This is a genomic window from Salinivibrio sp. MA351, from assembly GCF_001996065.1.
Classification (GTDB): domain Bacteria; phylum Pseudomonadota; class Gammaproteobacteria; order Enterobacterales; family Vibrionaceae; genus Salinivibrio; species Salinivibrio costicola.
Genome location: NZ_MUFG01000043.1, coordinates 1 through 11,637, shown reverse-complemented (window position 1 = coordinate 11,637; position 11,637 = coordinate 1). Strand labels below are relative to the sequence as shown.

The window sequence follows — 11,637 nt, the reverse complement described above, 5'->3', positions numbered from 1 at the left end:
GAGTAGGACATCGCCAGGCTTTAATTACAATTGATTAAAGCAAAGAGATATAAGCCTTTAGTCATACAGAATTGGTGCGGAGTGGTAGTTCAGTTGGTTAGAATACCGGCCTGTCACGCCGGGGGTCGCGGGTTCGAGTCCCGTCCACTCCGCCACTACTTAGAAACCCTAGCTGAAAAGCTGGGGTTTTTTGCGTTTAAGCCCCTGGATAGTGATGTTGGGGCTTTTTGGATTATCGCATCGTATCGAGTAGGGCGTTGAGTAAAGGCTCTTTGGCGCGGGAAGCTTTACAACAAAGGCCTAGTTCGAGAGGTTGCACAATTTCTTGGCGTAAGCGCTCAACCTTATCTTTTACAGGGCTGTTATCAATCACCACGTCCGGCGCAACACCAATACCACAGCCTAATGCCACCATACTGACTATCGCCTCGTGACCTGCTATTTGTGCGTAGACGTTTGGTTCGATGCTTTTGCTGGCTAGCCACTGATCCGCGAGATCACGGGCTGTCCCTGCTTCTGGCAAGATCAAAGGTGTGTGTTGCCAGTCAATGGTTTGCAGATCAATGCCACTGCTGGCCATTGCCGGCGCGATAACCGACAAGCTCACGGTATCAATGGGTTGAAAGACTAAACTTGACGACAAATACTTTGGTTTAGCGGCAATGGCAATGTCGGCGCTATTGTCTTGCACCTTCTCTTCTGCCTGAGCGGGATCGCCGGTCAGCAGTTGTAGCTCGATATTTGGGTATTGCTGACGAAATCGCGCGAGGAGCTCAGGTAAATGGCTATAGCTGGCGGTGACCGAGCAAAAGAGCGTGAGTTTACCGCCGAGCAAAGAGGCATGTTCATTAATATTAGCTTTGGTGGTATGCCATAGTTGTAAGATTTCTCGCGCCACGGGTAATAACGTTTTTCCTGCGGGCGTTAAGGTAACGGCTTTGTTCGTCCGAATAAACAACGGCTGACCGATGTCCTCCTCAAGCCGTTGAATAATCCGACTTAGAGCCGACGGGCTAGCATGCATGGCTTTTGCCGCACGGGTATAGCTTTTGGTATCACAGAGGTGAAGAAAACCCGTAAGTTGTTTGGTGTTCATGGTGTGTTCTTGCTTTATTTGCAATGTCATGTTGTGAATATATCACTTTAGGCAATATGATGGTTAAGGTAGTATCAAAATTAAGCGGTGAAAACGCACCCAATCATGGATTCGAATCAATGGAGCACCCTATGGCGAACTACTTTAATACCCTGAATTTGCGTCAACAATTGGAACAATTAGGCGTATGCCGATTTATGTCGCGCGATGAATTTGCCAACGAGGCCGAATTCCTCAAAGGTAAAAAAGTGGTGATTGTTGGCTGTGGGGCGCAAGGGCTTAATCAGGGTCTAAACATGCGTGACTCGGGTCTTGATGTGGCTTATGCACTGCGTCAGGCGGCGATTGATGAGAAGCGTCCTTCTTACCAAAACGCGGTCGAGCATGGGTTTACAGTGGGGAGCTATCAAGATGTGATCCCACAAGCGGATTTGGTGATCAATCTGACCCCAGATAAGCAACACTCCAACGTCGTAGAGACCGTCATGCCGTTGATGAAAGATGGCGCTGCGCTCGGTTACTCTCATGGCTTTAATATCGTCGAAGTGGGTCAGCGCATTCGTGAAGATATTACCGTCGTTATGGTGGCGCCTAAGTGTCCAGGTACCGAAGTGCGTGAAGAGTATAAACGTGGCTTTGGTGTGCCGACGCTGATCGCGGTCCACCCAGAAAATGATCCTAACGGCGAAGGCTTTGAGGTTGCGAAAGCATGGGCAGCCGCAACCGGCGGTCATCGTGCAGGGGTGCTAGCGTCTTCGTTTGTGGCGGAAGTAAAATCAGACCTGATGGGCGAACAAACCATCCTGTGTGGCATGCTGCAGGCCGGATCGGTTGTTTGCTATGAGAAAATGATTGCAGAAGGTGTTGAGCCGGGTTATGCGGGTAAACTTATTCAATATGGCTGGGAAACGATTACTGAAGCGCTGAAATTCGGTGGCATCACGCATATGATGGATCGCTTGTCCAACCCCGCGAAAGTAAAAGCCTTTGAGCTGTCGGAGTCGCTTAAAGAGCTTATGCGTCCCCTTTACAACAAACACATGGATGACATTATCTCTGGCCATTTCTCCGCGACCATGATGGCCGATTGGGATAATGGCGATAAAGATCTTTTCACTTGGCGTGAGGAAACGGCACAGACCGCGTTTGAAAACTATCCCGAGTCAGATGCCAGTATCAGTGAGCAAGAATTCTTTGATAACGGTATTTTGATGGTTGCTATGGTGCGTGCTGGGGTCGAGCTTGCCTTTGAGGTCATGGTGTCATCCGGTATTGTGGAAGAGTCGGCGTATTACGAGTCATTGCATGAGTTGCCGTTGATTGCCAACACCATTGCACGTAAGCGTCTTTACGAAATGAACGTGGTTATTTCCGATACGGCAGAGTACGGTAACTACTTGTTCGCTAATGTGGCGACGCCATTGTTGCGCGAGCATTTTATGCCAACGGTGGGCGCGGATGTGATTGGCAAAGGATTGTCAGAAACATCTAATCAGGTTGATAACGCCACCTTGATTGAAGTGAATGACCGTATTCGTCATCACCCGATCGAATATATCGGCGAAGAGTTACGCGGCTATATGACTGATATGAAGAAGATTGCACTTGATAATTAATCGCGCTTGATAACTAATTACGCTTAATAGCTAACTGCGCTCGATAACTGACTGCCGTCAGTTGAAATGATACGCAGAGATAAGCCTGGCCTGAGGGTCAGGCTTTTTGCGTTGATGCGATCGGTTATTGCTGGTTATCTTGCGATTGGCCGATCTTTGTTTCCATTTCTTCAAGCTTTGCTTCGAGCTCGGTGAGCTTTTGACGCGTGCGCAGTAATACCTGAGTTTGTACATCAAACTCCTCACGGCTTACCACGTCAAGCTTAGTCAGCTGGCCTTGAATGGCTTGGCGCACACGGCTTTCCATATCCGTGCCTAACTCTTTGACAGGCTGAGGCATGGCATCGTGAATTTGCTTGGCCATTTGCTCAAGTTTTTTCGGGTCAAACATGGAATACTCCTTTATTAACTGTCTTTATTCTATGTAAATACGTACAGCTTGTCGAAAGGATGACAAAAGAAAAGGGCCCGTAGGCCCTTAATAGGATGCATTAATGTGATGCACGATAGTCTTCATCGAGCTTATCAAGCTCATCGTCTTCGACAAACACCGGCAGCGGCTTGTGCTTGCTGGCCAGATAGGTATAAATCACTGGCAGAACGAATAGCGTGAATAATGTCCCGATGGCAAGACCCGCCACGATGACTATCCCGATGCTAAAGCGTTGTTCGGCACCAGCGCCGCTAGCAAACATAAGCGGGATAAGGCCTGCAATCATTGCAGCTGTTGTCATCAAGATCGGACGCAGACGAATTTTTGCAGCCTCTTTTACCGCATCCATGCGACTGGCTTGGTGATATAGCTGCTGCTCTTTGGCGACTTCACAGATCAGAATACCGTGCTTGGTAATTAGACCTATCAAGGTTATCAGCCCCACCTGCGAGTAGATATTCATCGATGACAGCCCCCACGCCAAAGCAATCAACGCGCCACAAATCGCCAGAGGCACTGAGACCAAGATCACCAGAGGGTCGAGTAGCGATTCGAACTGAATCGCAAGCACCAAGTAAATAATCGCCAGCGCAAACAAGAAAGTTGCATACAGTGCACTGCCTTCAGTGACGTATTGACGCGATTCACCAAGATAATCGTGCTGATACCCTTTTGGCAGTTCTGCCGCTTTGCTTTCAAACCACTCTACGGCGGTACCCATGGTCACGCTAGGGGCAGCAACGGCACTAATCGTCGCAGCATTCAATTGATTAAAATGAGGTAACGAGCGCGGCTCGCCTGTCACTTCAATATCAATCAAAGAGCCGAGAGGTATCGAATCACCATTGGCAGCGCTCACGTAGTAGCTTTCGATCGACTCAGGGTTAAGGCGATATTTACGCTCAACTTGCGGGATCACTTCATACGATCGGCCGTCAAAGTCAATACGATTAATGTAGCCGTCGGCCATCATGGTTCCGATCGTCGTACCGATATCACGCATGGTGACGCCATACGATCCCGCTTTATCCTTATCAATATGGATATTCATGGTGGCGGAGTCGAAGTTAAGGTTAAGCTCCGAGTAAACGAAATTTGGGCTTGATTGCACTTCGCCCATGATTTCAGCGGTTACCTGATACAGGCTTTCGAAGTTATTGGGCGATGTCACCACAAATTGAATAGGCAAACCTGAGGAAGCACCTGGCAATTCCGGCATTTCGAAGGTGGTGACCTTCATACCTGGAATATCCTTCACTTCATTCGCCATGCGTTTGACTACCTCAGACTGGCTCGCTTCCCGCTCGCTCCAAGGTACTAATGAGGCGATACCAAAGGCTTGGTTCGACTTAGGTACCCCGGAGAAGACTTGTGAGAAAGCCACTTCGGGTTGCTGGTCCAGTTTTTGGTTCACTTCCGCCATGCTATTTTGGATGTAATCCAAGTTAGCGGTGGAGGGCGCAGTACCCATCATGACCACCACGCCTTTATCCTCTGACGGAGCAAGCTCACTAGGAATAAAGCTAAACAGCACCGGCAGGGAAGCGAATACAATCACCGCAAACGTCACGATCACCGGACGGCGCTCCATCACCTTGCTGAGCATACGCGCATACTTATCTGTCATCCCATCAAGGAAGCGATGTACCGCTAACTCAAAACGACTCGGTTGCGCATTGGCTTTTAACAAGGTCGCACACATCACCGGCGAGAGCGTTAGTGCGACAATGCCGGACACAAACACTGCCCCAGCAAGCGTTAACGCAAACTCCTTAAACAGGGAGCCGGTGATCCCGCCCATCATGGCGATAGGGGCATAAACGGCTGCCAGTGTTAGCGTCATAGAAATAACGGGCACCGCTATCTCACGGGTACCAATGATGGCGGCACGGAACGGCGACTCACCTAACTTAATATGACGGTCGATATTCTCGAGCACCACAATGGCGTCATCGACCACCAAGCCGATGGCCAGAACCATGGCCAGTAGCGTCATCAAGTTCAGTGAGAAGCCAATCATTTCCATCACTAGCGCTACACCAATCAGCGACAGCGGGATGGTAATAATGGGGATGATTACCGCGCGGAACGAGCCCAAGAACAGAGTAATAACCACCAACACAATTAACGCGGCTTCGATGATGGTTTTGATTACCTCATTGATTGACTCATTGATCGCATTCGACGAGTCATACAACACGTTCATCTCAATGTTGCTGGGCATGTTACGTTCCACTTCGGGCAACATGTCCATCACGTCGGCAGCAATATTGATCGGATTGGCTGAGGGGGTAGCGTTAATGGCTGCGACAACTGCCTCGGAACCATTGGCAAGCGCTCGGACTCGGTCGTGACTTTTTTCCAGCGAGACGTTAGCAATATCGCCTAACCGCACGATGCGGCCATCTTGCGTATCAACCACCAGTTTGGCTAACTCTTCTGGCGTTGAAACTTGCGTATCCGCACTGCCGTTGTAGACCATAAAGGTACCGGTAGCTTGACCGGTTGCCGACTGGTAGTTATTGGCATCGAGTACTGACATGACATCAGTGGCACTTAGCTTAAAGGCCGCCATCTTTTCAGGATCAAGCCATACACGTAAGCCGTACTTCACCCCGCCATATAGATCGATTTTTGACACCCCATCCACAGTAAACAATTGGGGTTTAACCACGCGCTCAAGATAATCGGTGATCTGGCTCGAGTCGAGTTCTGGCGAGGTAAAACCGATATACATGACCGCGGTCGTAGAGCCGGTCGACATGGATACGGACGGATCTTCTGATTCTGCCGGGAGCTGTGCCCTTACCGAATTGACTTTGGCCAGTATATCTGCCAAGGCGGCATTCGGATCGGTATTTAGCTTCATGTTGACTGTGATTGTCGATGATCCCAGCACCGATTCTGAGGTCATAAAGTCAATATTGTCAGCTTGGGCGACAGCTTGCTCGAGCGGGGTGGTAATAAAACCCTGAATCAAGTCAGCACTGGCACCATAATAGCTGGTTGTGATGGTGACCACGGTATTGGTCATCTCCGGGTATTCCCTAACTTGCATCTTAAATAAAGACTGCAAGCCGAGCAGTGCAATCAGAATACTGATTGACGCAGCTAGCACGGGGCGCCGGATAAAAATATCAGTAAAGCGCATCACATCCTCGTCTTACAATTGAGGTAATTGTTCTGGTGGAGTGAGAGCGTCGTTATCGACGATTTTCACTTTAGAGCCATTGCTTAAGCGCACCTGGCCGGACGTAACAACCTGATCGCCAGGCTCTAGACCGTCGATAATGCGCGCTTGATGGCCACGACGCTCGCCGACTTTAATAACTTGTTGATAGGCGCGCTTTTCTCCGTCTTCTTCACGGATTACATACACACTTTCACCGTATAGGTTAAAGTTAATCGCAGTTTGATCAATCACGATTTGCTTCTCAATCGTCGGCAAGACGATATCGGCGCGGGCAAACATCCCTGAGCGCAACTGGCCATCATTGTTGGGAATATTGGCTTCCACTTTAATCAGGCCGCTCTGGCTGTTGACCGCAGGCTCGATAGCACTGATAGAGCCGATGAATTCTTTTTCAGGATAAGCATCGACTGTAATGCGTAATGCCTGGCTTAGACGGATCTTCGAGATATCGGTTTGCGGCACGGTAAAGCGCAGTTTCATTACCGAGGTATCTTCTAGCCGAGCAATATCGGTACCTGGCTGCAGGTACTCACCCATAAATACATTACGAAGGCCAATCACACCATCAAAGGGAGCTTGAAGATTACGACGTGCAATGGTGGCTTCAAGCGCATTAATGTCAGCTTGTAAAGAACGGTAATTCGCTTCAGCTTCATCCAATGCTTCTTTAGAAATCGACCCTTTAGTAAACAGTCCTTGATAACGTTTGAACTTGGCTTCTGCGGCGGGTAATCGTGCTTGCGTACTTGCCAAGTTGGCTTTTTCAACGCTAGAGTCGAGTTCAACCAGATTTTGCCCACGTTTAACGGTTTGGCCTGATTCAAAGTTGATCACATCCACCACACCGGCAATTTGCGTGGTTAAGGTGATCCCTTGATTGGGCTCAACAAACCCGATGGCATCCATGGTGGGTGTCCAGGGTTCAGCGTTAACGGTCACTGCCGTCACTGGGTGCGTCGGCTCTGGCATGTTTGCCATATACTCTGCAACCTTTTGCTGCTTAAAAAGGTTAAAGCCAATCACACTGCCAAACAGCAGCAGTGCAAGGATAACCATAAAGAAAAACCATTTTTTCATCGAAGTAAGCTCCGAGCGTCGTTAGTGAAGAGAAATTGCATCCCAGCAAGCTTGGATCGCATCTGCGATAGCATAACTGTCTAGAGTTATAACACCCCGAACCTGTTTGCGAGCTAAACAAAAAACGGGTTCAAGCCCCAAGGTGATGAGCACCTCATCGTCCAGTGGCTTAAAGCGCTTTTGCCGCTTACCTTCCTGAAAGACTTGATAAAGATCAGAGAAGGCCTCTCGCTCTTGCTGGGTTTGTGACTGATCATCGCGTGGCAGGGCATCAAACTGGTCACGAGATAATAATAAGTGATCACGTTGTAGCATCATGGTCCACGTGTTGCGCCATAACCGCTCAAATTGATCTTTTAGGGTTGGTTCATCCTTTACCCCCTGTTGAATATGGGTCGCACATTGCATCATAAGGTGCATAGACAGTTGACGAAGCAAGTCTTCTTTATCGTTAAAATAGCGATAAATGGTGCCGGCGGCCACTTGCGCTTGGGTGGCGACCTGATGCATTGAGACCTTGTCGAGCCCACGCGTGGCAATCAGTTGCTCTGTCGCCGCGAATATTTGCGTACGTTTGTCCATTGATGATGAACTTACTAGTGAATGAACGTTCATTCATTTTAGAGTGAATTTTGTGCGTATGACAAGCATAAATTGTAGCAAGCTTGTTGAGCCTTGCTTGGGTGAGATAGACATCAGTAAGATTCCTTCTACAATGCCCTCTCAGCCATTAACGAGGTGCCGCCATCATGAAGCTTAATCCTGCGCAATCGGATGCAGTCCGCCATATTTCTGGCCCCTGTCTGGTGTTAGCTGGCGCAGGCTCGGGAAAAACACGCGTGATTACGCATAAGATCGCCTATTTGGTTCAACAATGTGGCTATAAAGCGCGTCATATTGCCGCGGTGACTTTCACGAACAAAGCGGCACGAGAGATGAAAGAGCGCGTGGCACAAAGCTTGGGTAAGCAAGAATCGCGCGGCTTGATGGTGTCAACCTTTCATACCTTGGGCCTGAATATTATCCGCCGAGAATACAAAACCTTGGGGTTAAAAGCGGGCTTTTCGTTGTTTGATGATCAAGACCAATTAGCGCTACTCAAAGCTCTGACCGAAGAAGAGCTAGATAATGATAAAGACTTGCTGCGTCAATTGGTGCACACCATCTCCAACTGGAAAAATGCCATGTTGGGACCCGATGAAGCGCTGGCGCAAGCACAAGGTGAGCGGGACCAGTTATTTGCCGCCTGCTATGCGCGCTATCAAAAACAAATGCGGGCCTATAACGCGCTCGATTTTGATGATCTTATCTTGATGCCGGTGGCGCTACTTAGCCAAAACCAAACCGTGCGTGAGCGTTGGCAAGCACGTATTCGCTATTTATTGGTCGACGAGTATCAAGATACCAACACCAGCCAGTATCAATTGGTGAAGCTGCTGGTGGGTGAGCGATCACGCTTTACCGTGGTAGGGGATGATGACCAATCGATTTACTCCTGGCGAGGCGCTCAGCCGAAAAACCTGGTGTACTTACAACAAGACTTTCCGCTTCTGCATGTGGTGAAGTTGGAGCAAAATTACCGCTCAACCAGTCGAATACTGCGTGCAGCCAATATCTTGATAGCCAATAACCCCCATGTATTCGAAAAAACGCTATTTTCTGCCTTGCCCGATGGCGACATGCTCAAAGTGCTGACTGCCAATAACGAAGAGCATGAAGCGGAACGTGTGGTTGGGGAACTGATAGGCCACCGTTTTTTAGGGCGTACGCAATACAAAGATTACGCGGTCTTATACCGTGGCAATCACCAATCGCGTTTGATTGAAAAAGCCCTGATACAAAATCGTATCCCGTATAAAATATCAGGCGGCACGTCCTTCTTCTCGCGCGCCGAAATTAAAGACATCATGGCCTATTTGCGCTTGTTGACCAACCCAGATGACGACAATGCGTTTTTGCGCGTAGTGAATACGCCGCGACGCGAAATTGGCCCGGTGACATTAGAAAAACTCGGCAGTTATGCCAATCAGCGCGGCAAGAGCTTGTTTGCGGCGAGCTTTGAGTTAGGCCTGACCCAGCATTTATCTGGGCGAGGGCTGGCTGCCCTGCAAGCGTTTACGCGGTGGATTGTTGAACTGTCTGATCAGGCTGAGCGGGGCGATACCGTGTCCGCGGTACGATCACTGTTGCGAGATACACAGTATGAAGATTGGCTGTATGAGAGTTCATCCAGTCCCAAAGTGGCAGAGATGCGGATGAAAAACGTCTCACAGCTTCACAGTTGGATTGTCGCTGATCTTCAGGGGGATAATCCGGATCAGGTTGAACGAAGCCTGCGAGAAGTGGTTCAGCGCCTGACGCTGCGTGACATGATGGAGCGAGGCGAAGATGATGACGAGGCTGACCAAGTACAGCTGATGACGTTGCACGCATCGAAAGGGCTAGAATTTCCATACGTGTATTTGATCGGTATGGAAGAAGGCTTGTTGCCTCATCAATCGAGTATTGATGAAGATAATATCGACGAAGAGCGGCGTTTAGCTTACGTCGGATTGACCCGTGCGCAAAAGGCGCTGACCTTTGTCGTTTGCAAAGAAAGGCGTCAGTTTGGCGAGCTTATCAAGCCACAACAAAGCCGTTTTCTAGACGAATTGCCGTTTGATGATCTTGAGTGGGAGTCGCAGAAAAAACCTGTGTCTCAAGAAGAGAGAATGGAAAAAGGGCAAGCGGCGATCGCTAACTTAAAAGCCATGCTCGATAAAAACAAGTCACCCTAAACACAGCCTTGCTCAATAAGTAACGCCGCGAAGGCGGCGTTATTGTCAAACGATTGATGAGCAGTGCTATTAGAGTGCGTCGAGCATGTGCTCGATAGCCGCGACGATTTCATCATCCGAACAGTCCATACAGGTGCCTTTGGCAGGCATCGCATTAAAACCGTTGATCGCATGTTTGGCTAGGGTTTCCATGCCTTTATCAACACGTGGGCCCCAAGCGGCGGCATCACCGATTTTAGGGGCGCCAGCTGCGCCTGTGCCGTGACAGGCTGTGCAGTAAGTATTATAGACCTGGTCACCGCTACGTGGGCCAGTTGGCTCTGCTGCCGCCGTTTGCGTGGGGGCTTCTCCATCAATATACACGTCACCCACAGGTGCAATGCGCTCGGCGATGGCGGCTTTTTCTTGTTCAGACACTTCTAATGCTTGCGCAGCAGAAGCAAATAGTAGGGCTGCTACCGAGGCAACCATAATACGACCTAGACTTTTTCCCTTTGCGCTCACAATGACACTCCCACATTACTGGTGGCTTAACGCCTTTTTTATGTTATTTGCCGCCAACCTTAAGGGGTGAATCAATCAAGAGTGATTCGGTTGCGGCCTGTCAGTCTCGTCTCAACGGATTTGCCAACCTCGCTAGGTTAACCCCGTGTAAAGATTAGGTGATTATAGCGCTTTAGATTGTTACGTTAAACCGTTATAATAGAGACCTTACTGACGATTTCTACGCGATTTGTTGAAAAAGAGACCAGTCAGTAAAAAAATTAAAAAAAATGCTAGACGGCTGGTGGTGATATCCGTAATATTCGACACCGCCAACGGGGCAAGCGCCCGTAGCTCAGTTGGATAGAGTGTTGGCCTCCGAAGCCAAAGGTCACAGGTTCAAATCCTGTCGGGCGCGCCATTCCGGGATAGGAATATGGCAGAAAATTAGTGGTGGCTGTAGCTCAGTTGGTAGAGCCCTGGATTGTGATTCCAGTTGTCGCGGGTTCAAGTCCCGTCAGCCACCCCATTATTTTCGCACTAAGCGATATGTCGGTGAATAGCGCAGTTTGGTAGCGCATCTGGTTTGGGACCAGAGGGTCGGGGGTTCGAATCCCTCTTCACCGACCACTATTACAAACCCTAGCCTAATGGCTGGGGTTTTTCATTTATATCTGTTCGCCAAGTGCAGAGGGTCGGGGGCCGGAAGCCCGGTCGCATCGAATCCCTCTTCACCGACCACTATTACAAACCCTAGCCTAATGGCTGGGGTTTTTTCGTTTATGCCTTTTCCTCTTTCTTCTCTGTTTCTCTCCTCTGTTTCCTTGTGTCGATTCGCTGATATAGACAATAAAAATGCAGAAATTAGAGCGCTATCAAGGTTTAGCGAGATAAAAAGTCATCAATTGGTCATAAATTCACAACTGATCGATACAACTGCTATACCTGTCTTTACTATACTA

General features: G+C 49.1%; 8 protein-coding genes and 4 tRNA genes. 6 read left to right on the top strand and 6 right to left on the bottom strand.

Annotated elements, in window-relative coordinates; genetic code table 11:
* Positions 1-78 precede the first annotated feature (78 nt).
* Positions 79-155: transfer RNA gene (locus tag BZG78_RS14815), tRNA-Asp, on the top strand.
* 77 nt (positions 156-232) lie between these two features.
* Here BZG78_RS14815 and ilvY read toward each other — a convergent pair.
* On the bottom strand, positions 233-1,096 hold the full coding sequence (gene ilvY / locus BZG78_RS14810) for an HTH-type transcriptional activator IlvY (protein ID WP_077661634.1): 864 nt from the start codon (positions 1,094-1,096) through the stop codon (positions 233-235).
* Between the two features lie 131 nt (positions 1,097-1,227).
* Between ilvY and ilvC the strand changes: the two genes are divergently transcribed.
* Complete coding sequence (gene ilvC, locus BZG78_RS14805) at positions 1,228-2,712, top strand: ketol-acid reductoisomerase (protein WP_077661633.1); 1,485 nt, start codon at positions 1,228-1,230, stop codon at positions 2,710-2,712.
* Between the two features lie 124 nt (positions 2,713-2,836).
* On the opposite strand, the gene BZG78_RS14800 is transcribed toward ilvC, so the two are convergent.
* From BZG78_RS14800 to BZG78_RS14785, 4 genes are all read right to left on the bottom strand, one after another.
* On the bottom strand, positions 2,837-3,103 hold the full coding sequence (locus BZG78_RS14800; protein WP_021022177.1) for an accessory factor UbiK family protein: 267 nt from the start codon (positions 3,101-3,103) through the stop codon (positions 2,837-2,839).
* 100 nt (positions 3,104-3,203) lie between these two features.
* Positions 3,204-6,296 carry a multidrug efflux RND transporter permease subunit gene (locus BZG78_RS14795; protein ID WP_077661632.1) on the bottom strand — a complete coding sequence of 1,031 codons (3,093 nt, stop codon included), beginning with the start codon at positions 6,294-6,296 and terminating at the stop codon, positions 3,204-3,206.
* A gap of 12 nt (positions 6,297-6,308) precedes the next feature.
* Positions 6,309-7,415 (bottom strand): efflux RND transporter periplasmic adaptor subunit, encoded by a 1,107-nt coding sequence (locus BZG78_RS14790; RefSeq protein ID WP_077661631.1) that lies wholly within the window; start codon positions 7,413-7,415, stop codon positions 6,309-6,311.
* Between the two features lie 21 nt (positions 7,416-7,436).
* Positions 7,437-7,997 (bottom strand): TetR/AcrR family transcriptional regulator, encoded by a 561-nt coding sequence (locus BZG78_RS14785; protein WP_025744533.1) that lies wholly within the window; start codon positions 7,995-7,997, stop codon positions 7,437-7,439.
* A 167-nt stretch (positions 7,998-8,164) separates the two neighbouring features.
* Here BZG78_RS14785 and rep point away from each other — a divergent pair, with 167 nt between their 5' ends.
* The gene (rep, locus tag BZG78_RS14780) at positions 8,165-10,192 is read left to right on the top strand and encodes a DNA helicase Rep (protein ID WP_077661630.1); all 2,028 of its coding nucleotides are present in this window, start codon (positions 8,165-8,167) and stop codon (positions 10,190-10,192) included.
* Positions 10,193-10,261: 69 nt separating this feature from the next.
* Here the strand turns inward: rep and BZG78_RS14775 are convergent, their stop codons facing one another.
* On the bottom strand, positions 10,262-10,696 hold the full coding sequence (locus BZG78_RS14775) for a cytochrome c5 family protein (RefSeq protein WP_077577391.1): 435 nt from the start codon (positions 10,694-10,696) through the stop codon (positions 10,262-10,264).
* Positions 10,697-11,019: 323 nt separating this feature from the next.
* Here BZG78_RS14775 and BZG78_RS14770 point away from each other — a divergent pair.
* The 3 genes from BZG78_RS14770 (at position 11,020) to BZG78_RS14760 (ending at position 11,305) form a co-directional block, all read left to right on the top strand.
* Positions 11,020-11,096: transfer RNA gene (locus tag BZG78_RS14770), tRNA-Arg, on the top strand.
* 32 nt (positions 11,097-11,128) lie between these two features.
* Positions 11,129-11,204 (top strand) — tRNA-His (locus BZG78_RS14765).
* 24 nt (positions 11,205-11,228) lie between these two features.
* Positions 11,229-11,305: transfer RNA gene (locus BZG78_RS14760), tRNA-Pro, on the top strand.
* Positions 11,306-11,637 lie beyond the last annotated feature (332 nt).